This window comes from Leucobacter aridicollis, from assembly GCF_013409595.1.
Classification (GTDB): domain Bacteria; phylum Actinomycetota; class Actinomycetes; order Actinomycetales; family Microbacteriaceae; genus Leucobacter; species Leucobacter aridicollis.
On sequence record NZ_JACCBD010000001.1, the window covers coordinates 838,938 to 862,451 of the forward strand.

Here is a 23,514-nt window from a genome sequence, read left to right on the forward strand (position 1 = left end):
CTCACACGGTCGTCAGCGTGATCTCTCGCTTCAGGATCTTGCCGGTGGCGCCCTTCGGGAGCGCGGTCACGATCTCGACGACGCGCGGGTACTTGTAGGCGGCGACCTTCGCTTTGACGAACTCCCGTAGCTCGTCAGGCTCGGCCGCTGCGCCAGGCTTGAGCGCGACCACGGCGGCGATCTCGTCGCCGAACTCCGGGTGCGGGAACGCGACCACCGCCGCCTCAGCGACGGCAGGGTGCTCGTAAAGCACCTCCTCCACCTCGCGCGGGTAGACGTTGTAGCCCGACCGGATGATGAGGTCCTTCTTCCGATCGACGATGTACAGGAACCCGTCCTCGTCCCGCCGTGCGAGGTCACCCGTGCGGAACCAGCCATCCGGGATCGCCTGCGCGGTCTCGTCCGGCTTGCCCCAGTACGACTTCATCACGTTGTGCCCGCGCACGATCAGCTCGCCGATCTCGCCAACGGGCACGTCGACGGCCGAGTCATCGACGATGCGCACCTCGACGCCCGACACCGGCACCCCGATGGATCCGGCGCGCCGCTGGTCGAGCCGGTTGATCGAGACGACGGGTGAGGTCTCGGACAAGCCGTAGCCCTCGAGCACGATGCAGGAGTAGGCAGACTCGAACGCGTTCAGGATCTCGACCGGGAGCGCGGCGCCGCCCGAGACGCAGACGCGCAGCGAGGACGTGTCGTAGTGGTCGCGCTCGGGGAAGTGGGCGAGCACCGTGTACATCGTCGGCACGCCCTGGAAGATCGTGACCTTATCGCGCGCGATGGTCTCGAGGGCTGCGCGCGGGTCGAACTTCGGCAGCAGCGTGAGGCAGGCCCCCGCGTAGATCGCCGCATTCAGGCTCGCCGTCTGGCCGAAGACGTGGAAGAGGGGGAGTCCTCCGAACACCACATCCTGCTCGGAGACGAAGATCAGCTCGTCAGCGCAGATCTCGACGTTGCGCGCGATGTTCGCGTGGGTGAGCTCGGCGCCCTTTGGTTTGCCGGTGGTGCCCGAGGTGTAGAGGATGACCGCCGTGTCGTCGGCGTCCGCCTCATGGACCTCCGCAACCGGCGCGAGCCCGGCGAGGAGGCCGGGCCAGGTCGTCGGCTCGACGACGATTGTTTTCGCCTCGGCGAGCACGGCGCCGGCCTCGCCCTCCTGCTCAAACCCAGTCCAGACGAAGAGCAACCGTGCGCCGGAGTCGCTGAGGTGGTACGCAACCTCCCGCTCCTTGAGCAGCGGGTTCATCGGCACGACAATCGCCCCCAGCCGCAGCGCACCGTAGTAGAGCAGCGCAAAGTGCGGGACGTTTGGCAGCATGAGGGCGACCCGATCACCTGGCCGGACGCCGTGCTGCGTGAGCAGCGCGGCGACGAGCTGGCTCGCCTGCTCGAACTGCGCATACGAGAGCACCGAATCGCCGAGGCGGATGGCCGGTCGGTCGGGGTGCTTGGCAGCAGTGTGGACGAGGTTCATTGCAAGGTTTGTCATAAATCTCTCCTGTGAGATTCACGCGAGGCACCGTTGCTCCGCGTGGAGTTCGCCTCCATTATGAGCACACCTCAGCTAGGAACAGAAGGGTGGGCCCACAGGTCTCGATCCGGCTACGATCCATACGTATGAGCACTTCACCGAGCAGCGACAACTCCACACCGTCCGCCGCCAGCGCCGGGGCCGGGCAGCCTGCTGGCGAGCGCGAACGCGTGCTCCAGATTCGCTGGGTCGCGCAGTCCGACAGGCCGGCGCCGATCGCCGCATCCTCGCCTGCCGAGGCGCTTGAACTCATGAGCGAGGGCAGCCGCGCCTTCGGCTCCCTGGGGTCGACCGGCGGCGACGTCGAGATGCGGCTCGATCCCGAGGCCTTCGGCTTTGTGAACACGCGAGACGACGATGGCATCCTGAACCAGGAGCCATTCGCCGCGGTGCTGAGCTGCTCCGACGCCCGGGTGCCGATCGAGCTCGCACTCGGGCGCGGCGCGAACGACCTGTTCGTCGTGCGCATTGCCGGCAACGTTCCCGGGGCAGAGTGCCTCGGCAGCCTGCACTACGCGTCGGAGCACCTGCCGCGCGTGCAGCTATTCTCGGTCATCGGCCACTCGCAGTGTGGGGCGGTGACGGCGGCCGTCGACGCGCTGCTCGATCCAGCGACCTATCTCCCCGTCGCCCAGCTCGCGCCGCTGCGGGAGATCGTAGACTCGCTGTTCGGCAGCGTCAGGCTCGCCGCGTACGCGATGCAGCAGGTCACGGGCGACGCGACGTTTATCGCGGCCGCGGATTCCCCGCGCCTGCGCGAGGTGCTCATCGCCGTGAGCGCCGTCGCGAATGCGGCCCTCGGCGCGAACGTCGTCGCCCGCAACCTCGGCCGGGAATCGGCATTCGGCGTCTACGACCTGGTGGAGCGAACCGTGGGATCGATGCGATCGGGCGGCTGGGAATCCGGTATGCGGATGGCGCCGACGACCGACGCCGAGCTCGGTGCGGTGATTCGAGAAGCAGCCGAGGGCTACCTCGCGGAGGCCTCGCTCGGTTGAGCCTGGTGACGGGTGGCGCGCGGCTGCCAGGCACACGCCACCCTTGACAGTTGCCAAAGGGCCGCCTAGGTTTACCCCAACGATCACTGGGGGATACCTATGAAGTTAATGGCCGTTCGCACTGGATTTGTTGCTGTCGCAGCGGCAACGCTACTCACGCTGCCATCACTCGCCCACGCCGCCGAGGGCCCAGTCAGCCCCGATACCGGACCGGTTCGCGGTGGTGAGACCGTGACGGTGACAGGGCCGCAAGGAGTGACCTTTGAGACGCTCCACACGGGCGGCTTCCACACGATGGCCACCGGATCAGACGGCAACATGTATGCGTGGGGCTTTAACTCCGCGGGCCAGCTCGGAACCGGCGACACGGTGAACCGGCTCAGCCCGGCACCCGTGATTGCGCCCGAAGGCGTGACGTTCACAGACCTTGAGCCGGGAGGCTTCCACACCCTCGCGCTCGGAGATGACGGCAACGTCTACGCCTGGGGCGAGAACGATCGCGGCCAGCTTGGAACGGGCGACCTCGCGAACGTTCCGATGCCGCAACAGGTGCGTATTCCTGGCGACCCCCGCATCGTCCAGATCAGCGGAGGCGAGTACGACTCACTTGCTCTCGCCGACGACGGCACCGCGTACGGGTGGGGCTACAACAGGTCGGGACAGACCGGAACCGGGGCCGCGGAAACCGTCGTGCTCTCACCCCAACCAGTGCTCGCACCAGACAGCGTGAAGTTCACGAGCATCAGCGCCGCGACCCATCACTCGCTCGCGCTGACCGCGGACGGCGCGGCCTACGCGTGGGGCTCAAATGGGCAGGGCACCCTCGGCGACGGAACCACAACGAACTCCCGCGTTCCGGTGGCCGTCATCTTGCCCGGCGGAGTCACCTTCACGGAGGTCGACGCGGGCGGCCATCACTCACTCGGGCTCGGCAACAACGGCCAGGCCTATGCGTGGGGGTCGAGCGGCTACGGCCAGCTCGGCACGGGCAGCACGGACCCGAGCCTTGTACCGATCCCGGTATCGCTCCCGGCGGGCGTGCGACTCACCGACATCGAGGCGAATAGCTTCGTCGATGAGACCGAGCCGGCGGAGCGCGAATCCGCGTCAGCGGGCGGCTACCACTCGCTAGCGCTCGGGGAAGACGGCACCACGTGGGCCTGGGGCGGCAACCAGAACGGGCAGATCGGCAACGGCACCGTTGAGAACGCCCTCACACCCGTGCGGGTACATGCGCCCGACGGCGTAACATTCACCTCCCTCGGAACTGGGCTCTTCCATTCGACGGCGCTCGGCGACGACGGCAAGGCCTACGCGTGGGGCTACAACGTCTTCGGTCAGCTGGGCACGGGCGACGACGTCGACGCGCACGAGCCCACGGAGGTTCTCACCGCGCCGACGGTCACGGAAATCGCGTTCGACGGAACCGCGGGCTCAGACCTCCTGGCTGCGGCCTCGAGTACCTGGACCGTCGTCACCCCCGAGCACGCTGCCGGCCCGGTCGACGTCACCGTGTCGTGGTCGCAGTTCGGCGTTGAACAGCAGGCCGTGGTGCACGCCGGCGGCTACACGTACGTCGAACCGACGATCACCGGCCCCGCCGACACCACGGCCGAGGAGGGGAGCGAGGTGAGCTTTGTCGCCACGACCGCCGGGTCGCCCGCGCCCGCGGTCACGTGGGAGGTCTCGCACGACGGCGGCACGACGTGGGTGCCCGCTGGCGAGGCGTGGGAGGTCACCGTTGCGGGGAACAGTTCGACGCTCACCGCGACGGCGACGAAGGACCTCGACGGCGTGCTGGTTCGGGCGACCGCGACCGACACGTTCGGGCAGACCGCGGTGAGCGACGAGGCGGTGCTGACTGTAACGGCGAAGGACGGCGGCGGCCCAGCGGGCCCCAACCCGCCTGACCCTGGTACGAAACCGCCAACCACCACTCCTGGCCCGAGCGGGAAGCTCCCGACGACTGGCGACGGGTCGGCGGCGATCGCCGCGGCCGTTGCCGCCGGAAGTATCGCCCTCGGCGCCGGCGCGCTCTGGCTCCGGAGGCTCGCGAAGCGCCGGGCGTAGCGCCCCGCCGGGGCATCACCGACACATCGAGGCGGCGATGTCCCGGCGGGGGCGCTGGAACATTGCTCTCCCACAGAAACTGACGGGGTGTGACAATAGAACCACTCAGAGACTAGAGAGGGGAACTGCATGCGTGAGTATTCGTTCGTTCGTGTTGCGGTGAAGCGCCGCCGCGAGGGTTCAGAGCTGCAAAAGGACTACCGCGAGGTCATCACCGAGCAGGCAGCCAAGGGCTGGCACTTCGTTCAGGCAATCCCACTCGAGTCGCACACTGAGCCGCGACTCGACCTGGTGTTTAGTCGAAAGGTAAAGAAATGAAACACCCACTCCGCCTATTGCAGGCGTTTACGCTGTTCCTCGCCGGTCTCTTTGGCTTCTTCGTGTTCCTCGGAAACCTCATGGACTACGACTCGAACTTCCAGTTCGTGAAGCACGTGCTGTCCATGGACACCACCTTCGAGGGCAACGCCCTCATGTGGCGCGCGATCACCACCCCATGGGTGTGGACCGTCGGCTACATCGGCATCATCATCGCTGAGGGTGCGTTCGCCGCGATCGCGATCATCGGAGCCATCAAACTGTACCTGCGCCGCGACGCCGACGTCGCGACCTATGACCGGGCACGCGGGTGGGGCTACACCGCCTACGCCCTCGGCTTCGCGATCTGGTTTATCGGCTTCATCATCATCGGATCCGAGTGGTTCGCGATGTGGCAGTCGAGCAGCTGGAACGGCAAGGAGACTGCGATGGGAATCGTGACGCTCTGGGCCGGATTCGCCGTGCTGCTCGCCATGAACGAGCCGGCGCGCGAAGTCGAAGCCAAGGCGTAGCGCTGCAGTGAGTTCCCCGGGAGGCGCGACGGGCACGCCTGTGCCCGAGCGCGCCTCCAAACGGCGGTTCGCGCTGCAGATGCAGCAACCGTTGCCGCGCGCGACAGTCTTCGACCGGACCGCGTTTCTCGTCGGCACCATCGCGGCCGGCTGGCTTGGGGTGATCATCTCGATCCAGAGCGTGCGCTCGCCGTGGGCGCTGCTGCTGTTCATTCCGGTGTGGGCGATCACCGCGTACCTTGTGCTGCCGCGCCTGCACAAGATGCTGTCTGACCTCTACGTCCCCGACTACTTCTTCGGGCGGACGCGCACCGCCGACGGATTGCTCGGCGATCCCGTCAACCTCGGCGTCGACGGCGGGGGCGAGCAGCTCGACACCGCCATGCGGCGCGCAGGGTGGCACCGCGCTGACGAGATCACACTGCGTTCGACCTGGGGGATCATCGCCTCCACGCTCACGCGCAAGAGCTATCCGACGGCGCCCGTGTCCCCGCTCATGCTCTTCGGGCGGCGCCACGACGTTGCCTACCAACAGGAGGTCGCCGGGAACCCGAAACAGCGCCACCACGTGAGATTCTGGCACTGCCCGCCAGGGTGGCTACTGCCCGGCGGCGCCAAGACCGACTGGCTCGGCGCCGGCACCTACGACACCGACGTCGGGTTCTCGCTGTTCACGTTGCAGATCACGCATCGCATCGACGAGAACACCGACGAAGAGCGAGACTTCGTCGTCGCGAGCGTGCGCGAGGCGTCGCCCGACATCACCACGCGCGTGCTGCGCGACTTCACGACGGGCTACCACGCCCGAAACGGCGGCGGCGATCGCTTCATCACCGACGGGCACCTGCCGGTGCTCGACGTCTCCGGCGTTGTGCCGGACGGTGACACCTCGGAGCGCGAACCGGTGGTGCCCCAGACGGCCCAGGACGTTGTCGACCGCGCGCCGCTGACCATCGCGATCTCCGTGCTGCTCATCGTGGTGAGCGCGATCATCGATTTCGTCGCGGTCGCCCTCGACCCCGAGGTTCGTGAGGCCTGGGGAGAGGCCGTCGAGGTCGGGGGACGGGCGTTTGCTGCGATCCTGATCGTCGTCGGCGGCGCGCTGACGCTCGGCCAGCTGTTCCTTGCCTGGCGGCTGCTGCGGCGCGGCCATCGCTCCCGCATGCTGCTCATCGTGCTCCTCGCCTTCACGATTTTCGGCACCGCCGTCGGCTACGTGCAGGGACTCGAAGCTATCGGCCTCAACGGTACGCTTTTCTCGGCCTCGCTCATGTGCCTCTCCCTGCTCGCGCTGACCAGCGAGTCCGCAGCGGCGTGGACCCGCAAGCCGCGCAATCGCGGGCGCGAAGACCCGTCAGGAACTGGAGCAAATGAGAACTAACGAGTACGGCCAACCGATCGGCGCCGCCGTCGAGCGGGCGCTCCCCGCGCCGACGCCTGACCGCGTCACGCTTGTCGGTACACACTGTCGGTTGGAGCCCCTCGACCCTGCCGCGCACGCCGCCGGACTGTTCGCGGCCTTCGCCGCCGCCCCAGACGGGCGCGACTGGACGTACATGCCCGTCGGGCCGTTCGCGTCCGAGGAGGACTACCGCGCGTGGGCCGAGGCCGCCGCCCACGCTCAGGATCCGCTGCAGTTCACCGTCGTCAGCACCGCGACGGAGGAGCCGCTCGGCACGCTCGCGCTGCTTCGGCAGGACCCGAAGAACGCCGTCGTGGAGGTGGGGTTCGTCGCCTTCTCGCGGGGGATGCAGCGCTCCGCCGTCTCTACCGAGGCGCACTTCCTGCTCATGCAGTACGTTTTCGACGCGCTCGGCTACCGGCGCTACGAATGGAAGTGCGATGCCCTCAACGAGCCTTCGAAGCGCGCGGCGGAGCGCCTCGGGTTCACCTTCGAGGGCACGTTCCGGCAGGCGACCGTGTACAAGGGGCGGTCTCGCGACACGAGCTGGTTCTCGATCCTCGACACCGAATGGGCGGCGCTGCGCGCGGAGTTTGTCCGCTGGCTGGGGCCCGAGAACTTCGACGAGGGTGGGGTGCAGCGGACCCCGTTGCGCACTCGATCCTGACCCGGATGTGGGAGGTTCGCCCCTCCAGCTCGCGCTTCTGCGCCCGTTAGCCCCGCGCCTCCGGTTCGCCCCGCGTCGCCGGCGTTAGCCCATGAGATCTGCCGAAGATATGCCCCGCCGCAGGGTGCGCTGCTTATCTCCTGCAGATCCCATTGGATGTGAGCTTGGAGTGCAGGCCTGGCCCGGCTACGCCGCCTGCCGCACCTTGAGCGCTCGGCGCACCCCCGCGGCTGCCGCCCGGCCAGCCCGGTTCGCCCCGATTGTGCTCGCCGACGGCCCATACCCGACGAGCTGCACGCGCTCGTCGGCGACCGCACCGGTGCCGCGCCCCTCCCGGTCGAGCTGGATGCCGCCCGCTGGGCTGCGCAGCTGTAGCGGCGCGAGGTGCGCGATGGCCGGCCGGAACCCGGTCGCCCAGATGATCGCGTCGACAGCCTCGAACGTTCCGTCCGCCCACCGCACACCCGTCGGCTCGAGCCGCTCGAACATCGGTCGCCGCGCGGCGTAGGCTCCGAGCCGTTCCGCCTCGCGCTCCTGCTCGCGGAGGGCGAGTCCGGTCACACTCACGACGCTCTCGGGCGGGAGCCCCTGCGCGACGCGCTGCTCGACGAGCGCGACGGCCGCGATACCCGCCTCCGGGGTGAAATCATCGGTGCGCCAGACGGGCTCGCGTCGGGTCACCCACAGCGTGTCGGTGAGCGGCGCAATCGCGCCAAGGAACTGCACGGCTGACGCGCCTCCGCCAACCACGAGGGTGCGCTTGCCGCGGAAGTGATCGGGCCCCGGATACGCGACGGTGTGGAACTGCTCGCCGCGGAACGTCTCCGCTCCCGGATAGTGGGGGATGAACGGCTGCGTCCACGTGCCCGTCGCGTTCACGATCGTACGGGTGCGCCACGATCGCTCGCCAGCGCGCACGGTGAGGATCCCGTCGTCGCCCGACTCCACGCGGTCCACCCTGACGGGGCGAACGATGGGTAACTCGTGCTCGTCCTCGTATCCCGCGAAGTACTCAGGAATGGCGGAGTTGGCTTGCTCGCGTGTGAGCGGGGGAGGCGTGGACCCCGGAAGCTCGGCGACGCCGTGCACGTCGCGCATCGTGAGCGCGTCCCACCGGTGCTGCCACGCGCCGCCCGGATGCTCGTTCGCGTCAAGGACGACGTGGTCGATCCCCAGTCGCGACAAATGGTACGACGCCGAGAGGCCTGCCTGGCCGGCGCCGATCACGACACTGTCGAGGACGTCCGTGCTGTCGGGGACGTCCGCTGCCTGTGCCACCGCGCTACGCCTTGCGCGGGCGCACGGGGTGCTCGCTGAGGATGGAGATGCGGTTGAAGAGGTTGATCGTTGCGGCGACCCACTCCGCCGCGACAAACGTTTCGTCGCCGAGCACGGTGCGTGCGCCGAACAGGTCCGCCTGCGCCTCCTCGCTGAGCGGCAGCTGCGTCGCCGCCTCCGCGACCGCGAGCACCGCGCGCTCGCGCTCGGAGAAGACCCCCGCCTCGCGCCAGGCTGGCAGCAGGTCGAGCTGTTGCTGGGTGACCCCCGCCGCGCGCGCCTCCTCCGTGTGCAGGTTCAGGCAAAACGCGCACCCGTTGAGCTGCGACGCGCGCACCTTGATGAGCTCACCCTCGGTGAGTGACAGGCCGCCGGTAGCTGCGGCCTCGGCGATGGCCTGCGAGTACGCGCCCGCGGCCTTCCATGCCTGGGGCGCGACTTTGTCGAGATACGGGCGCATGGTCCTCCTTGTGGTGCCGGTGTGGTGCGCTGTGCGATGACAGCGTCGCCTCCACTCAACCAGAGCGTAAAGCCGGCGTCACGTATTCCCCGCTATTGAGCGGGGTGAATGGCGGATGCTCAGGCGCCCCTGCCGGGATCCGGTGCAGATTCGGGGACTCCGAGGAGCGCGACGAGGAGCCTGTCGACTGCTGCACGATCCAGGCCGGCCCGGCTGATCGCCCGCAGCAGCACGGCGCCGATGAGCGCATCGGCGATCTCGTCGACGGGGGCGTCGTCGCCGAGCAGGGGAGTGGTGCCGCGGCCCGCATGGAGCCTGGCGGAGAGCGCACCCGATCCTGAGATCGAGTCGCGCAGCCTGCGGCCCACGTCTGCATTGTCGGTCGCCGCCGCGATCAGCGAACGAACGAGCCCCTCGCCGTGTTCGCCCTCGATGAGCTCGCCGATCGCTGCCAGCCAGGTCGCGAGGTCGGCGCGCACGTCGCCGGTGTCTGGCACCGAGAGTTTGCCCGGGAAGACGAGGCCCTCGAGGAGGCACTCCGCAAGGATCGCGCTCTTCGACTTCCACCACCGGTAGATCGTCTGTTTGCCGACTCCGGCGCGGGCGGCGATGCCTTCGATGGTGAGGCTGTCGTAGCCGCGCTCGATGAGCAGCTCGACGGCGGCGATCAGGATCGCCTGCCGGGCGGCCTCGCTGCGTACCGGGCCGCTGCGCGACGACTGACCGGCGCCTCGGACAGGTGGGGTTCCACGCCCGGCGCCTTCCGAGACGGAACCCGACGGACGAGACGGCTGTGCCGCAACCATGAATCCTCCAGACTAGACGATACGGTTCGTGTAATCTTACGTTGTTTGTCGATGCCGACGGCGGCCAGGATACCGCGGTCGCCTCGCACGAGTGTTGAGGAGACCACTATGGCCGAGTTGCTGCACCGCCTCGGAACGTTTGCCGCTCGGCGTGCCTGGGTGATGATCGTCGCCTGGGTCGCCATCCTCGGAATCGCGGGCGGCGGATTCGCCCTCGGTTTTAAGGGGCTGAGCTCGAGCTTCGACGTACCCGGGACCGCCTCCGGGGAAGTGCTCGAAGAGCTTGAGGACTCGCTCCCGGACTTCGCAGGCGCCTCGGGCACCGTCGTCTTCCACCGCGAGGACGGCTCCGCGCTCACCGACGACCAGCGCGCCGAGATCGTGCGTGTCTCGGAAGACGCGAAGGGCCTCCCGGACGTCGCCGACGTCATCGACCCCTTCGCTGCGGAACGCCAGCTCGCCGACCAGCGCGCGGAACTCGAGGACGGCACGCAGCAGATCGCCGCTGGTCGCGAGCAGGCAGCGCAGGGGCAGCAGCAGCTCGATGCCGCGCTCGCGCAGCTCGAGGCTGGTCAGGCGCAGCTCGAAGCTGGTCGTGCCCAGCTTGAGGCGGCAGGGCTCCCCGCGGAGATGCTCGCCGCGCAACTCGCGCCGCTCGACGCGCAGCAGGCGCAGCTCGACGCCGGCCGGGCCGAGCTTGACGCTCAACAGCAGCAACTCACCGACGGGCTCGCGACGCTCGACGAAAACGCTGCGAAGCTCGAAACTGGCGCCGAACTCGCGTCGTACGCCGAGGGCATCCGCCTCGTCTCCGAGGACGGCGCAACGGCCCTCGTGAACGTCTCGTTCACGGAGCCCCGCCTCGACCTGCCGCAGGAGTCGAAGGACGCCATCATCGAGCACTTCGAGTCGAACGCGATCGACGGCGTCGGGGTCTCCTTCTCGACCGACATTTCCCAGGGCGTCCCCGAGATCCTCGGCGTTGGCGAGGTCATCGGCGTCGCGATTGCCGCGATCGTGCTCGTTGCGGTGCTCGGCTCGCTCCTCGCCGCATCGTTCCCGATCGTCACCGCGCTCGTCGGCGTCGGCATCGGTGCGATGGCGACGCTCGCGTTCTCCGGCGTCACACAGATGGCGTCCGTGACCCCGATCCTCGGCGTCATGCTCGGGCTCGCGGTCGGCATCGACTACTCGCTCTTCATTCTCTACCGCCACCGAAAGCAGCTCCTCCAGGGCGCGGACGTCGTCGAATCGATCGGCCTCGCGAACGGAACCGCCGGCAACGCGGTCGTCTTCGCCGGTGCGACGGTGATCGTCGCACTGCTCGCGCTCAACGTGAGCGGGATTCCGTTCCTCGGACTCATGGGCACGGCCGGAGCAGTGAGCGTCGCCGTCGCGGTGCTCATCGCGGTCTCGCTCACCCCAGCCCTGCTCGGGCTCGCGGGGCGCAAGTTGCTCGGCCGACGGGCGCGCGCGACCGCGGAGGCTGCAGCGGCGGCCGCAGCGAACCCGGCGCCGGAGGTGCTCGACGGCACGGTGAAGACACAACCCTCGCGCGCGCTGAAGCCGATGTCGAACCTGCACGCTGTGCTCACCACGGTCGTCGCCGTGGCCGTGCTGCTCGTGCTCGCGATTCCCTCGCTCTCCATTCGGCTCGGCCTGCCGGACGGCGGATCGGAGTCCGAGGGCTCCAGTGCGCACACCGCGTACACGCTTACGAACGAGGCGTTCGGGGAGGGCGCGAACGGCACCCTGCTCGTCACCGCCGACCTTCCCGACGGGCTTGACGAGAGCGACGTGCTCGGTGCGCAGGCGGCCGTAGCCGGCGCGCTCGCTGAGAACGCTGACGTCGTCGCTGTCGCCCCGGTGGCCGTCTCTGATGACAACAGGCTCGCCGCCTTCCAGGTCATTCCAGCTGAGGGCCCGAACAGCGAGTCGACCGACGCGCTCGTGCGAGAGCTCCGTGAGCTCCCTCCCGTGGCATTCACGCTCGACTCGGGTGCAAGCGGCGAGGCCGCGCTCGGCGTCGCCGGGCAGGCGGCGATCAACATTGATATCTCCGAGGGCCTGAACGACGTGCTGCCGCTCTACCTCGCCGTGGTCGTCGGGCTCTCCTTCATCATCATGGTGATGGTGTTCCGCTCCCTGCTCGTCCCGCTCATCGCGACCGGCGGCTTCGTGCTCTCGCTGTTCGCAACCTACGGCGCGGTCACGGCCGTGTTTCAGTGGGGCTGGTTCGGTGAGCTGCTCGGCGTGCACAACCCGGGCCCGATCCTGAGCTTCCTGCCCGTGATCCTCGTGGGTATCCTGTTCGGGCTCGCGATGGACTACCAGCTGTTCCTCGCGACCGGGATGCGCGAGGCGTTCGTGCACGGCGCGCCTGCCCGGCTGGCGGTCGCGCAGGGGTTCCGGGCCGGGCGGACCGTCGTGACGGCCGCGGCCATCATCATGGTCGCGGTGTTTGGTGGCTTTATCGCCTCGGACTCCGTCATGATCAAGTCGATGGGCCTCGGCCTCGCGCTCGGCGTGCTGTTCGACGCCTTCGTCGTTCGCATGCTCCTCGTTCCCGCGCTCATGCACCTCGTCGGTGGCGGCGCGTGGTGGCTGCCGAAGTGGCTCGACAGGATCATCCCGAACGTGGACGTGGAGGGTGCGGCGCTGGAGCGCCGGCACGCGCTTCAGCACTGACACCGCGCCTGGGGTCTGGTTTGGCCGGCCGTCCCCGGCCGACCCGTCCCCGGACGGCCGCCCTGCTCACACCCGGCCACCCCAGCTCGGAGTTGGCAGTTCTTGTCGTTCTGACGGCTCGGAAGCGACAACAACTGCCAACTCCGGGCGGGGAGGCGGGCCTGGTGAGGGCCCGGCCGGGAAAGGCCCGGTCGGGCCGGGTGCCGGATAGGCCCCGCCCACCCCGCCCCACCTACCCCGCGCGGTTCACTCGGGCGGCCCAGCGCCCCTCTCGGTGCTCAATCTCGATCGGGTAGTCGAAGCTCTGGGACACGAGCTCGGACGTGAGCGTCTCCTCGACGCCCCCAGACGCGAGCAGCGTGCCGTCACGGAGCAGCATCGCGTGGGTCGTCGACTGAGGAAGCTCCTCGAAGTGGTGCGTCACGAGCACGGTCGCGAGCTCCGGGTGCGACGTGTGCAGCTCGTCGACGGTCTCGAGCAGCTGCTCGCGGGCGGCAACGTCGAGCCCGGTTGAGGGCTCGTCGAGCAGCAGCAGCGGTGGCTCGGTGAGCAGGGCCCGCGCGATGAGGGCCCGCCCGCGCTCGCCCTGCGACATTGTCGGCCAGCGCACTTCAGTGCGGCTTCCAAGGCCGAGGAGGTCGGCGAGGTAGTCCGCACGCTCGACGAGCTCGGGGGAGGGCTGCCAGCCCATCATGAGCTCGGTCGTGCCCGTCGCGCCGGTCAGCACGACCTCGCGCACGGTGAGCGGTGAGCGCAGCTTGTGGCGGGGATTCACGTGGCCGATCTGCTCGCGCAGCTTGCGAATCTCGACGCGTCCGAGCTGCTGCCCGAGCACGTGCACGGTGCCGCTGGTGGGGTGGTGCTCGGCGCCGCAGAAGCTCAGGATCGTGCTCTTGCCCGCCCCGTTCGGCCCAATGAGGGCCCAGTGCTCGCCGGCCCGAATGCCGAACGACACGTCGTGCAGGATCTCGCGGCCCTCCCGAACGAAGCTCACGTCGGTGAGGCGGAGCACCTCGGTCGCGTTCACAGGTTCGCCCCGGCGCCTGGAGCGGCGCTGGCGGGTCTGGATCCTGATCCTGATCCCGGCGAGGTGAGCGCCTCACCGAGCGAGCGCAGGTGGGCCCGGGCCACGGTGGCCGCTCGCGCAGCGTCGCGCGCGGCGATCGCGTCGGCGAGGTCGACATGGTGGTCGTGATCCTGGGAACCGCTGAAGTCGTTGCTGCCGAACGAGCCGCGCAGGCGCAGCATCTCGATCATTGCGGGGCGGATGCGCGGCGTGAACCCGTCGAACAGTTCGAGCAGGATCGGGTTGCCAGCGGCCTGCACCACGGCCCGGTGAAAGGCGGTGTCGGCGTCGACGTGCGCCGCGATGTCGTCGCGGTGCACGGCGCGCGCGGCGAGGGTGCGGCGGATCGCGCGCAGGTCGGCAGGTGTGCGGCGCGTGGCGGCGAGCCCGGCGCTCTCCGCCTCAATGGCGGTGCGGGCCTCGATGACGGCGAGGATGTCGGAGCGTCTGAGCACGAGGTCCCAGTCGTCGCGGGCGTCGAGCGCGGTGACGAAGACGCCGGATCCCTGCCGGGAGGTGAGCACGCCGAGGCCCGCGAGCTGGCGGATCGCCTCGCGCGCCGTCGAGCGGCCGACGCCGAGCTGTGCGGCGAGCGTGGTCTCGCCGGGAAGCTTCGATCCGAGCGCCCATTCGCCTGCGCGGATACGTTCGAGCAGTACGTCGGCCGCCTGATCGGCGAGTGAGGATCGGTGTACCTGCGCCATGGGTCTCGATTCTGTTGGGTGCGCCGTCTCCGCAAAGTGCGCTACTTGTCTGAGGAGTTGTGTTACAGTCTACGCATGTTTCTTCGCGGATTCCTCCTTCTTCGTCGCCACGGCGGGGCGTAGCCAGACCGGCTCCCCGCCGTGGGGAGCTGGGTGTGCCGGTCGTTGAGTGTTACGAACGACAGGAACCCGACATGACAGCAGTACCCGCACACCATCCGGCGGCAACGGCCCCGGCCGCCGTCTGGAACCGGCAGCAGCCCTCGGGCATGCCCTCCCACCGCTACCGCGACGTGTTCTCGCGCGTCGACGTGCCGCTCCACGAACGCGAGTGGCCGACGAAGCGCCTCACGGAAGCTCCGCTCTGGGTTCCCGTTGACCTGCGCGATGGCAACCAGGCGCTCGCCGAACCCATGGATCCCGAGCGTAAGCGTCACTTCTTCGAGCGCATGGTCGCGATGGGGTACAAGGAGATCGAGGTTGGCTACCCCTCGGCCTCGCAGACCGACTTCGACTTCGTGCGGCTCATCGCCGAGACCGACATCGCGCCAGACGACGTGACGATCGTCGTCTTCACCGCCGCACGCCGCGACCTCATCGCGCGGACCGTCGAGTCGATCGCCGGGATCACGAACCCCGTCGTGATTCACATGTACACGGCCACCGCCCCCATGTGGCGCGACGCGGTGCTCGGGCACAGCCGCGAGACCCTGAAGGAGCTGATCCTCGCGGGTGGCCGCGACCTGCTCGAACTCGCCGGCGACCTGCCAAACGTGCGCTTCCAGTTCAGCCCCGAGGTCTTTAACCTCACCGAGCCCGACTACGTGCTCGAGGTCTGCGACGCGATGACCGAGCTGTGGGACGCTCGACCGGAGCGGCCCGTCATTCTCAACCTCCCTGCCACTGTGGAGATCGCGACCCCGAACGTCTACGCCGACCAGATCGAGTACATGCACAGGCACCTCGCGCGGCGCGACGGCGTGATCCTGTCGGTGCACCCGCACAACGACCGCGGCACCGGCATCGCCTGCGCTGAGCTCGCGGTGCTCGCGGGAGCGCAGCGGGTGGAGGGCTGCATCTTCGGCAACGGCGAGCGCACCGGCAACGTCGACATCGCGACGCTCGCCCTGAACCTGCACGCGCAGGGCGTCGATCCGATGATCGACTTCTCGGACATCGACGAGGTGAGACGCACGGTCGAACACTGCAACCGCATCGAGGTGCACCCGCGGCACCCCTACGTCGGCGACCTCGTGCACACCGCATTCAGCGGAACACACCAGGACGCCATCAAGAAGGGGTTCGCCGAGCACCGCGCGCGGGCTGCAGCACTCGGGGTGCCAGCATCCGAGATCGAGTGGCGCGTGCCGTACCTGCCGATCGACCCGGCCGACATCGGGCGGAGCTACGATGCGGTGATCCGCGTGAACTCCCAGTCCGGCAAGGGTGGCATCGCCTACCTGCTCGAGAGCGGCTACGGGATCACGCTGCCCAGGCGGCTGCAGATCGACCTCGCAAGGCGGGTGCAGCAGCACACCGATGCGAGCGGCACCGAGGTGACGGCCGCCGCGATCTGGGAGATCTTCCAAGAGGCGTACTGCGGGCCCGGCGGGCAGCCGGCGGATTCGGGCCGGACGCCGGAGTCCGGGCTGGTGCTCGCAGGGTTCGAGTCCTCGGGCGACGCGGGGACTGAACGCACGGTGGTGACGCTGCGCTCGGGCGGCGACTCGGGCGGCGACGCCGAGACGGTGACCGAGCACGTTGGCGTGGGGCCCGTCGAGGCGCTCACTGCGGCCCTCGCCAACGTCGGCGTCGACGTTGAGGTGCTCGAACTGCATCAGAGCAGCATCGGCGCCGGCAACGCGAGCGAGGCGATGACGCTCATCGAGTTCAGGCACGCGAGAGGGACGGCATGGGCGGCCGGGCGACACCGGTCGACGCTCAGGGCAACGCTCGCCGCGGTCATGGCCGCCGCGGCCCGCGCCTAGGCGACCTTGGGCCAGCGCAGGGCGACGTCCCCTGCGCGGGCTGGGCGCGCTGTGCGGGCCGGAGATGGCGCTCCGGGCGGCCCCTCACGCCCGGAGTACCATGGGTGGCACCACCCGCCGACGAAGGGGAGACGCCATGAGTGAAGCCAGCAGGATTGCGCTCGGGATGATGCGCATCGAGAACCTCAGCGCGGGCGAGATTCGCGAGCTCTACACGGGCGCACGCGACGCGGGGGTGACGCTCTTCGACCACGCCGACATCTACGGCGGCGGCGAGCACGGGTGCGAACGCCGGTTCAGCGAGGCGCTGCAGCTCGGCGCGACCGAGCGCGAGCAGATCGTGCTCCAGACGAAGTGCGGCATCAGGCCCGGCGGGAAGGGCTTCGACTTCTCGGCCGACTACATCGTGCGCCGGGCCGAGGAGTCCCTCGAGGCGCTCGGCACCGATTACCTCGACGTGCTCATGCTGCACCGACCGGACACCCTCGTCGAGCCGGAGGAGGTCGCCTCGGCGTTCTCGCAGCTCGAGAGCGCCGGCAAGGTGCGGGCGTTCGGGGTGTCGAACCACACGGCACAGCAGATTGAACTCCTGAAGACCGCGGTCACGCAGCCGCTCGCCGTGAACCAGGTACAGTTCGGGCTCGGGCATGCCGCGCTCGTCGCGCAGGGGATCGCCGCGAACATGGAGGGTGTGAAGCAGTCCGCGATGCGCGACGGCGGCCTGATCGAGTACGCGCGCATCAACGGGATCACGCTCGAAGCATGGTCCCCATTCCAGCGCGGATTCTTCTCGGGGTCGATCTTCGAGCAGGGCGGGCTGCGGGAGCTGCAGACCGTGATCGCCCGCATGGCGGCTGAGCGGGAGACGACACCCACCGCGATCGCGACGGCCTGGATCACCAGGCACCCGGCGCGCATGCGCGTCGTGCTCGGGACGACGAAGGCGAGCCGCGTCGCCGAGGCCGTCGAAGGGGCGGGGATGGTGCTCAGCAGGGCGGAGTGGTACGAGCTGTTCGCGGCGGCCGGGTACGAGGTGCCGTAGGCGGGCGCGCCGGACCGCGAAGCCCGGTAAACTGCTTGCCCTACGGCAGCGCACAGCGCCGGAATCGCACGAACTGAGGGAGCCCACATGACCGCCGAACGCGAAGTACTCACCTGGGACGGTTTTGGGGCCGCGACCCGCGAGCTGTCGCGCACGATTGTTGCTGACGGCTTCGCGCCCGAGGTCGTCGTCGCGATCGCCCGCGGCGGCCTGCTGCCTGGCGGCGCCATCGCATACGGCCTGGGGGCGAAGAACTGCGGCGCGCTCAACGTCGAGTTCTACACCGGTATCGGCACGGTGCTCGACAACCCCGAGGTGCTTCCGCCCGAGCTCGATATGGGCTACTTGAAGGGCCGCCGCGTGCTGCTCGTCGATGACGTTGCCGACTCGGGTCGCACGCTGAAGCTCGCGGTCGAACTGCTGGAGGCCGAGGGCGCCGAGGTGCGCTCGGTCACGATCTACACGAAGCCGTCGACAGTCATCCAGCCCGATTACGCGTGGAAGGCCACCGACAAGTGGATCGACTTTCCGTGGTCGGCCGACGGGTCGGTCATCGAGGAAGACGCGAACGCGGCCGAGCGCAGCGCCTGACTCGCTGGCCGTCGGCGGCACCGTTGCCGGAGGAACTCCCGCGTGGGTCGCTCGCGCCCTAGAGGAGTTCCTCCGCGCGCAGCGCGAACCAGAGCTCGGCGCGGTCCGCGGCGCTGGAGAGCGACCTACCTGTGAGCCGCTCGATGCGCGTCACCCGGTCGCGGAGCGTGTTGCGGTGGATACCGAGCGCGGCGGCGGCCGGTCCGCGCTGGCCGTCCGACTCGAACAGCGCGTCAAGCGTGTCGCAGAGCAGCTCGCGGTCGGCCTCGGCCGACGCCTCACCGCTCGCGTCCACCGCCGCGAGCGGCCCGAGTACCTCACGGCTCAGCTCCGTCGCGGTGTGTCTGCCGGTGAAGCCGAGGCTGAGCACCGCGTCGAGGAACGGCGCGTCGCGGTCGACCCAGATCACCTGCGCGCGCCGCGGTTCGGCGTAGAGCGCGGCGCGGCCCGGCAGATCGCTGATGCGTGAGGCCGCGGAGCGCCCGCTCACGGGCACACTGCCGCGGTCGACCTCTCGCCCGACGACAAGGTCAAGCCCGTGCTGCACGGTCCGCGTGATCGCTGGCTCGGGGTGCGCGCCGTCGATGATCTGCCAGGCTTGCGCGAGCCCGCCCGGCAGCTCCTCGGTCGAGGTGATGAGCCTGTCCAGGCCCAGGCGCGGTTCCGTGCGCCAGGCCGAGATGTCCTCGGGAGCGCCCTGCACGGCGACGGCACGCAGCGTCGCGGGCATCACGAGTCCGGGGGCGAGCGCCTCGGCGGTCTCCGCGGGGAACTCGCCGCTCAGGATCCTGCCCGTGAGGAGCTCCCATCGCTCCCGTTCGGCGCGGTCGGTTGCGCGGTCGCTGCGCACGCTGAATCCGAGCGCCATCGCGCCGGCGGCGATCACCGAGCTGCCCTCGGGTGTGAGTGGGCCCGAGCCCGCAATCGCGAGCCGGAGCGTCCCCTCGGTGTCGAGCGCGACGAGCTCGGCGCCGTCCGGATTGAATCCCTGCGTGCTGGCGAGCACGCGGTCGGGGCCTGCGATGAGCGCGAGTTGCCTGCCGGTCGCCTGCGAGATGCTCGCGAGTACCTCCGCAGGGTCCTGCGCGCCGCGCGCGCTGTCGAGGAGGCGCAGCTGGACCTGCAGCGCCGAGCGCGCGGCGCGCAGCTCGTCCGAGCGCATGAGGCCGGCTACGGCTTTGGTGACGGCGATGAAGGGGACCGGGAGCGGGATCTCGAATAGGGCGACGCGGTACGTGCTCGCGGCGCGGAGCAGCGGGGTCGGCACCCGCTCGTGGTTCACGCCGACACCGAACCCGATCGCGGCGATGCGCGCGCGGCTGAGGCCGGCCACGAAGTCGAGCCAGCCCGGGTCATCGGCGCTGAGGGAGAGGCCAGTCGTCATGATGATCTCACCGCCCTCGAGGTAGTCGCTGAGCGTCAGGAGCTCGGTGATCGACGCCCAGCTCAGCTCGGGATCTCCCTGGCCCGCCTGCAGGAGCGTGAGGCCGAGATCGGGCAGTTCGAGCAGTTGGGAGAGCGTCGCCATGGTGTCATTCTCGCACAGCATCGAATGCTAAGAGTGTGCAAGTTTTGCCCCTCGAGTTGTGGCAGTTCGCCTACAGTTGAAGTATGACAACCCCAGGTCCGCTCGCCGGCATTCGTGTCGCAGACTTTTCCCGAGTGCTCGCGGGCCCACACGCAACGATGCTGCTCGCCGATTTCGGCGCCGACGTGATCAAGATCGAAAGCCCCGAGGGCGACGGCACCCGGCAGTGGTCGCCGCCGACCAACGCGATCGGCCAGAGCACCTATTTTGCCGGGGTCAATCGCGGCAAGCGCTCGGTCGTCTGCGATTTGCGTAGCGAGGAGGGGATCGCCCTCGCGACCGAGCTCGCAACCTCAGCGGACGTCGTCATCGAGAACTTCAAGCCGGGCACGATGGACAAGTTTGGGCTGAGCTACGAGGCGCTCGCCGCCGCGAATCCTGGCGTGGTCTACTGCTCGATCTCGGGCTTCGGAGACGCCGAGGGTCGCGACCTCCCCGGCTACGACCTGCTCGTGCAGGCCGTCGGCGGGCTCATGAGCATCACCGGCCAGGCAGATGATGCTGGCGGCGAACCGACGAAGGTCGGCGTCGCGCTCGTCGACATCCTCACCGGCCTGAACGCGGTGATCGGCATCCAGGCAGCCCTCCGCGCCCGTGACGCTGCGGGCGGCACCGGCCGCGGCCAGCACGTCAAGGTGACGCTCCTCGGCTCGCTGCTCTCGGCGCTCGCGAACCAGGCCTCGTCGACGCTCGAGACCGGCGCGTCGCCGGGGCGCATGGGCAACGCCCACCCCTCGATCGCGCCGTACGAGACGTTCCACGCTGCCGATCAGTCGGTCGCGCTCGCGGTCGGAACGGACGGCCAGTTCACCAGGCTCTGCGAGGTGCTCGGCATCCCCGAGCTGGCGGCCGACGACCGGTTCGCGAACAACCCCGCGCGCGTCGCCAACCGGGTGGCGCTGCGTGCGGCGCTCGAGGAACAGCTCCGCACCCGCAACGCCGACGAGTGGATCACCGCGTTCACCGAGGCGAACATCCCGGCCGGCCGGGTCAACACGATCGCGCAGGCGATCGAGCTCGCAGAGTCGCTTGGCCTTGACACCGTCGCCGAGACCACCGGCGTCGCCGCCGACGGCAGCGAGCACACGCTCCGCTCGGTCGCCGCTCCCATCCAATTCTCCGAGACGCCAGCCCGCTACACCTCGCCGCCTCCAGGGGTCGGCGAGCACCAGGGCGCGACCTGGCTTCCCCGCTAACCCCGCTGCACACACCGAACAAAGGAAACTCATGACCACCACGATTGACCAGCTGTTCAACGTCGCCGACTTCGTCACCGAAGAAGAGCGCGAGTGGCAGCTCAAGGCGCGAGAGTTCGCGCAGACCAAGATCAACCCGATCATCGACCAGGCGTTCGAGGATCGTAGGCTCCCCGTCGAGCTGCTCCCGGAGGTCGGCGAGTTCGGCGCGTTCGGCATGTACATGAACGGGTACGGCCTCCGCGGCGCATCGTCGGTCGCGTATGGCCTCGTTGCGATGGAGTTTGAGGCCGCTGACTCGGGCTTCCGCACCGCCCTCTCGGTGCAGGGCTCGCTCGCGATGGGCGCGATCTACAAGTTTGGCTCGGAGGAGCAGAAGCAGCAGTGGCTCCCCGCCATGGGCCGCGGCGAGGCCGTCGGGTTCTTCGGACTCACCGAGCCGCAGGGCGGCTCCGACCCGAACACCATGCTCACCTCAGCTCGCCGCGATGGCGACCAGTGGGTGCTCAACGGCAAGAAGCGCTGGATCGGTCTCGCAACCATCGCGAAGGTCGGCGTGATCTGGGCGAAGGACGAGGAGGGCGTCGTGCGCGGCTTCGTCGTGCCGACCGAGACCGAGGGCTTCAAGGCGACCGCGATCGAGAACAAGCTGTCGATGCGCGCGTCGCTGCAGACCGAGATCGAGCTCACGGACGTGCGCCTGCCCGCGGACGCGATCCTCCCCGGAGCCAAGGGGCTGTCGGCGCCGTTCAAGTGCCTGAACGAGGCGCGTTACGGCATCGCCTGGGGTGTCATGGGCGCGGCGCGCTCGTGCCTCGAGGCCGCCGTCGAGCGCTCGCAGACGCGCGAGGTGTTTGGCGCTCCCATCGGATCGAAGCAGATCATCCAGGCGCAGCTCGCCGACATGTTCGTCGAGTACGAGAAGGGCATGCTGCTCGCGCTGCACCTTGGCCGCCTGAAGGACGCGGGAACGCTCACCTACGGCCAGATCTCCGTTGGCAAGCTGAACAACGTTCGTGAGGCCATCAAGATTGCCGGTCAGTGCCGCTCGATCCTTGGTGGCGACGGCATCACCTCGGACTTCCCGGTGATGCGCCACATGGCAAACCTCGAGTCGGTGCGCACGTACGAGGGCACCGACGAGGTGCACCAGCTCGTCATCGGTCGCGAGCTCACCGGAATCGCGGCGTTCTAGTCTGACGCTCACGGCGCCCGCCACCCGCAGGGGTGGCGGGCGCCTCGCGTTTTCGACCCGCGGGCCTGCCGGCCTCGGTCGATACATCTGTGATCTGCACATCCAATGCCGTCGGGGTCGGTCTGAGGCATATGCGTTGCAGATCGCATTGCTGCCGCGGGTGCCGGGTAGGTGCGGGCACGGGGAAGGGCTGGCGCAGCTGCGGAGGCGCGGGCGCAGACAGGACTACCGGCGCCGGGTAGGCGCCAGAGCCTACTTCACGAGACCGGAGTCGATGAACCGGTCGTCGCCATCGCGCGGCTCGACGCGGCCGTCGGTGTTGTTGCTCAGCAGCCAGAGCGTGCCGTCCGGCGCGACCGTGACGTCGCGGATGCGGCCATACTCCTCGACGAAGTGGTCTGAGCTCGCGGTGAGATCCGACAGTGGCACCGTACGCACGCGCTGGCCGCGCAGGTTCGCGATGTAGATCGTGTCGTTCGTGATCGCGATGCCGCTCGGGCTCGCCTCGGCCGGGGCCCACTGCTGGACCGGGTCCACGTAGCGGCTGTCGCCCGCGATGCCCTCGACCTCGGGCCACCCGTAGTTCGAACCCGCCGTGATGACGTTCAGTTCGTCCCAGGTGTCTTGCCCGAACTCGCTCGAGTACATCTTGCCGTCCGGCGCCCACGCGATCCCCTGCGGGTTGCGGTGCCCGTAGGTGAAGACCGGCGAGCCGTCGAACGGATTGTCGTCGGGGACGCCGCCGTCGGGGGTGAGGCGCAAGATCTTGCCCGCGAGGCTGTCGAGGTCCTGCGACAGCCACGGCTGTGAGGCGTCGCCGACAGTCACGTAGAGCATGCCGTCGGGGCCGAACGCGATCCTGCCGCCGTTGTGCGAGGTGGCGCTCGGGAGGCCTTCGAGAATGGCTGTCGGCTCGCCGATCGCAAGCGCGCCCGGTTCGCCCGTGAGCGGGAAGCGTTGCACCCTGTTACCGGTTCCCGACGTCGAGTAGGCGTAGAGATACTCGGGCTGAGTGCCTTCGGCGGCGGGCGACACCGCGATCCCGAGCAGCCCGCCCTCGCCACCGTGCACGACATCGGAAATTGTCGTGATCTCGCGACTCGCGCCGTCCGCGGTGAGTTCGAGCAGCTTGCCGGAATCGCGTTCGCTCACCAGCGCCGAGTTCTCGACGTAGGCGATCGACCACGGGGCGGCGAGGCCCGTCGTCGACTGCCGCGGGCCGAGCGGCTCGGGCCCTTCCTCGGCCGGAGGGTCGGCGGTCGGAGCCGTGGTCGGCGACGCCGTGGGCTTCGATGGTGGTTCGGCGGCGCACCCGGTGAAGCCGAGCAGCGCGGCGAGCGCCCCGGCGGTGAGCGCGACGGATGCGGTGCTCCGCGAGCGTGGCGAACGGTTCATGGTGACCTCCCACAAC

General features: G+C 69.1%; 20 protein-coding genes. 12 read left to right on the forward strand and 8 right to left on the reverse strand.

Annotated features, from left to right (window positions below):
* Position 1 precedes the first annotated feature (1 nt).
* Positions 2–1,492: a long-chain-fatty-acid--CoA ligase gene (locus BJ960_RS03760; protein ID WP_185986317.1), complete on the reverse strand. Its 1,491-nt coding sequence runs from the start codon at positions 1,490–1,492 to the stop codon at positions 2–4.
* 128 nt (positions 1,493–1,620) lie between these two features.
* Between BJ960_RS03760 and BJ960_RS03765 the strand changes: the two genes are divergently transcribed.
* The 6 genes from BJ960_RS03765 to BJ960_RS03790 all read left to right on the forward strand — a co-directional run bounded on the left by BJ960_RS03765 (position 1,621) and on the right by BJ960_RS03790 (position 7,501).
* On the forward strand, positions 1,621–2,532 hold the full coding sequence (locus BJ960_RS03765) for a carbonic anhydrase (RefSeq protein WP_202229180.1): 912 nt from the start codon (positions 1,621–1,623) through the stop codon (positions 2,530–2,532).
* A gap of 108 nt (positions 2,533–2,640) precedes the next feature.
* On the forward strand, positions 2,641–4,602 hold the full coding sequence (locus tag BJ960_RS03770) for an RCC1 domain-containing protein (RefSeq protein ID WP_185986318.1): 1,962 nt from the start codon (positions 2,641–2,643) through the stop codon (positions 4,600–4,602).
* Positions 4,603–4,731: 129 nt separating this feature from the next.
* Positions 4,732–4,920 carry a DUF4177 domain-containing protein gene (locus BJ960_RS03775; protein WP_121075461.1) on the forward strand — a complete coding sequence of 63 codons (189 nt, stop codon included), beginning with the start codon at positions 4,732–4,734 and terminating at the stop codon, positions 4,918–4,920.
* Entirely contained in the window at positions 4,917–5,432 is a 516-nt protein-coding gene (locus BJ960_RS03780) for a DUF2165 domain-containing protein (RefSeq protein ID WP_121075459.1), read from the forward strand. The genes BJ960_RS03775 and BJ960_RS03780 overlap by 4 nt, the downstream gene beginning before the upstream one ends.
* Before the next feature lie 7 nt (positions 5,433–5,439).
* Positions 5,440–6,813: an LssY C-terminal domain-containing protein gene (locus BJ960_RS03785; RefSeq protein ID WP_307814660.1), complete on the forward strand. Its 1,374-nt coding sequence runs from the start codon at positions 5,440–5,442 to the stop codon at positions 6,811–6,813.
* Positions 6,803–7,501 carry a GNAT family N-acetyltransferase gene (locus BJ960_RS03790; RefSeq protein ID WP_185986319.1) on the forward strand — a complete coding sequence of 233 codons (699 nt, stop codon included), beginning with the start codon at positions 6,803–6,805 and terminating at the stop codon, positions 7,499–7,501. The genes BJ960_RS03785 and BJ960_RS03790 overlap by 11 nt, the downstream gene beginning before the upstream one ends.
* Positions 7,502–7,687: 186 nt before the next feature.
* On the opposite strand, the gene BJ960_RS03795 is transcribed toward BJ960_RS03790, so the two are convergent.
* The 3 genes from BJ960_RS03795 to BJ960_RS03805 all read right to left on the reverse strand — a co-directional run bounded on the left by BJ960_RS03795 (position 7,688) and on the right by BJ960_RS03805 (position 10,045).
* Positions 7,688–8,779 (reverse strand): NAD(P)-binding domain-containing protein, encoded by a 1,092-nt coding sequence (locus tag BJ960_RS03795; protein ID WP_185986320.1) that lies wholly within the window; start codon positions 8,777–8,779, stop codon positions 7,688–7,690.
* Positions 8,780–8,783: 4 nt separating this feature from the next.
* Positions 8,784–9,239, reverse strand: a complete 456-nt coding sequence (locus tag BJ960_RS03800; RefSeq protein ID WP_185986321.1) for a carboxymuconolactone decarboxylase family protein — start codon at positions 9,237–9,239, stop codon at positions 8,784–8,786.
* Between the two features lie 119 nt (positions 9,240–9,358).
* Positions 9,359–10,045 (reverse strand): TetR/AcrR family transcriptional regulator, encoded by a 687-nt coding sequence (locus BJ960_RS03805; protein ID WP_185986322.1) that lies wholly within the window; start codon positions 10,043–10,045, stop codon positions 9,359–9,361.
* A 108-nt stretch (positions 10,046–10,153) separates the two neighbouring features.
* Between BJ960_RS03805 and BJ960_RS03810 the strand changes: the two genes are divergently transcribed.
* On the forward strand, positions 10,154–12,733 hold the full coding sequence (locus BJ960_RS03810) for an MMPL family transporter (protein ID WP_185986323.1): 2,580 nt from the start codon (positions 10,154–10,156) through the stop codon (positions 12,731–12,733).
* A gap of 232 nt (positions 12,734–12,965) precedes the next feature.
* Here the strand turns inward: BJ960_RS03810 and BJ960_RS03815 are convergent, their stop codons facing one another.
* Complete coding sequence (locus BJ960_RS03815) at positions 12,966–13,760, reverse strand: ABC transporter ATP-binding protein (RefSeq protein ID WP_185986324.1); 795 nt, start codon at positions 13,758–13,760, stop codon at positions 12,966–12,968.
* Positions 13,757–14,503, reverse strand: a complete 747-nt coding sequence (locus tag BJ960_RS03820) for a FadR/GntR family transcriptional regulator (protein WP_185986325.1) — start codon at positions 14,501–14,503, stop codon at positions 13,757–13,759. Before BJ960_RS03820 ends, BJ960_RS03815 begins: the two co-directional genes overlap by 4 nt.
* Before the next feature lie 194 nt (positions 14,504–14,697).
* Between BJ960_RS03820 and BJ960_RS03825 the strand changes: the two genes are divergently transcribed.
* The 3 genes from BJ960_RS03825 (at position 14,698) to BJ960_RS03835 (ending at position 18,124) form a co-directional block, all read left to right on the forward strand.
* On the forward strand, positions 14,698–16,491 hold the full coding sequence (locus BJ960_RS03825) for a 2-isopropylmalate synthase (RefSeq protein ID WP_237463626.1): 1,794 nt from the start codon (positions 14,698–14,700) through the stop codon (positions 16,489–16,491).
* Positions 16,492–16,627: 136 nt separating this feature from the next.
* Positions 16,628–17,533 carry an aldo/keto reductase gene (locus BJ960_RS03830; RefSeq protein WP_185986326.1) on the forward strand — a complete coding sequence of 302 codons (906 nt, stop codon included), beginning with the start codon at positions 16,628–16,630 and terminating at the stop codon, positions 17,531–17,533.
* Between the two features lie 87 nt (positions 17,534–17,620).
* Positions 17,621–18,124, forward strand: coding sequence for a phosphoribosyltransferase (locus BJ960_RS03835; protein ID WP_185986327.1), 504 nt, complete (start codon positions 17,621–17,623; stop codon positions 18,122–18,124).
* A 58-nt stretch (positions 18,125–18,182) separates the two neighbouring features.
* On the opposite strand, the gene BJ960_RS03840 is transcribed toward BJ960_RS03835, so the two are convergent.
* Positions 18,183–19,652, reverse strand: a complete 1,470-nt coding sequence (locus tag BJ960_RS03840) for a PucR family transcriptional regulator (RefSeq protein ID WP_185986328.1) — start codon at positions 19,650–19,652, stop codon at positions 18,183–18,185.
* A gap of 83 nt (positions 19,653–19,735) precedes the next feature.
* Here BJ960_RS03840 and BJ960_RS03845 point away from each other — a divergent pair, with 83 nt between their 5' ends.
* Both BJ960_RS03845 and BJ960_RS03850 read left to right on the forward strand, forming a co-directional pair.
* Complete coding sequence (locus tag BJ960_RS03845; RefSeq protein WP_185986329.1) at positions 19,736–20,908, forward strand: CaiB/BaiF CoA transferase family protein; 1,173 nt, start codon at positions 19,736–19,738, stop codon at positions 20,906–20,908.
* 31 nt (positions 20,909–20,939) lie between these two features.
* Positions 20,940–22,103 (forward strand): acyl-CoA dehydrogenase family protein, encoded by a 1,164-nt coding sequence (locus tag BJ960_RS03850; protein ID WP_121075427.1) that lies wholly within the window; start codon positions 20,940–20,942, stop codon positions 22,101–22,103.
* A gap of 252 nt (positions 22,104–22,355) precedes the next feature.
* Here the strand turns inward: BJ960_RS03850 and BJ960_RS03855 are convergent, their stop codons facing one another.
* Positions 22,356–23,498 (reverse strand): PQQ-dependent sugar dehydrogenase, encoded by a 1,143-nt coding sequence (locus BJ960_RS03855; protein WP_185986330.1) that lies wholly within the window; start codon positions 23,496–23,498, stop codon positions 22,356–22,358.
* Positions 23,499–23,514 lie beyond the last annotated feature (16 nt).

What these genes read in the sequence shown, in the direction of transcription:
- BJ960_RS03760 (WP_185986317.1), bottom strand. Translation starts at nt 1,492, where the DNA reads ATGACAAACCTTGCAATGAACCTCGTCCACACTGCTGCCAAGCACCCC.
- BJ960_RS03765 (WP_202229180.1), top strand. Translation starts at nt 1,621, where the DNA reads ATGAGCACTTCACCGAGCAGCGACAACTCCACACCGTCCGCCGCCAGC.
- BJ960_RS03770 (WP_185986318.1), top strand. Translation starts at nt 2,641, where the DNA reads ATGGCCGTTCGCACTGGATTTGTTGCTGTCGCAGCGGCAACGCTACTC.
- BJ960_RS03775 (WP_121075461.1), top strand. Translation starts at nt 4,732, where the DNA reads ATGCGTGAGTATTCGTTCGTTCGTGTTGCGGTGAAGCGCCGCCGCGAG.
- BJ960_RS03780 (WP_121075459.1), top strand. Translation starts at nt 4,917, where the DNA reads ATGAAACACCCACTCCGCCTATTGCAGGCGTTTACGCTGTTCCTCGCC.
- BJ960_RS03790 (WP_185986319.1), top strand. Translation starts at nt 6,803, where the DNA reads ATGAGAACTAACGAGTACGGCCAACCGATCGGCGCCGCCGTCGAGCGG.
- BJ960_RS03800 (WP_185986321.1), bottom strand. Translation starts at nt 9,239, where the DNA reads ATGCGCCCGTATCTCGACAAAGTCGCGCCCCAGGCATGGAAGGCCGCG.
- BJ960_RS03805 (WP_185986322.1), bottom strand. Translation starts at nt 10,045, where the DNA reads ATGGTTGCGGCACAGCCGTCTCGTCCGTCGGGTTCCGTCTCGGAAGGC.
- BJ960_RS03810 (WP_185986323.1), top strand. Translation starts at nt 10,154, where the DNA reads ATGGCCGAGTTGCTGCACCGCCTCGGAACGTTTGCCGCTCGGCGTGCC.
- BJ960_RS03820 (WP_185986325.1), bottom strand. Translation starts at nt 14,503, where the DNA reads ATGGCGCAGGTACACCGATCCTCACTCGCCGATCAGGCGGCCGACGTA.
- BJ960_RS03825 (WP_237463626.1), top strand. Translation starts at nt 14,698, where the DNA reads ATGACAGCAGTACCCGCACACCATCCGGCGGCAACGGCCCCGGCCGCC.
- BJ960_RS03830 (WP_185986326.1), top strand. Translation starts at nt 16,628, where the DNA reads ATGAGTGAAGCCAGCAGGATTGCGCTCGGGATGATGCGCATCGAGAAC.
- BJ960_RS03835 (WP_185986327.1), top strand. Translation starts at nt 17,621, where the DNA reads ATGACCGCCGAACGCGAAGTACTCACCTGGGACGGTTTTGGGGCCGCG.
- BJ960_RS03840 (WP_185986328.1), bottom strand. Translation starts at nt 19,652, where the DNA reads ATGGCGACGCTCTCCCAACTGCTCGAACTGCCCGATCTCGGCCTCACG.
- BJ960_RS03845 (WP_185986329.1), top strand. Translation starts at nt 19,736, where the DNA reads ATGACAACCCCAGGTCCGCTCGCCGGCATTCGTGTCGCAGACTTTTCC.
- BJ960_RS03850 (WP_121075427.1), top strand. Translation starts at nt 20,940, where the DNA reads ATGACCACCACGATTGACCAGCTGTTCAACGTCGCCGACTTCGTCACC.
- BJ960_RS03855 (WP_185986330.1), bottom strand. Translation starts at nt 23,498, where the DNA reads ATGAACCGTTCGCCACGCTCGCGGAGCACCGCATCCGTCGCGCTCACC.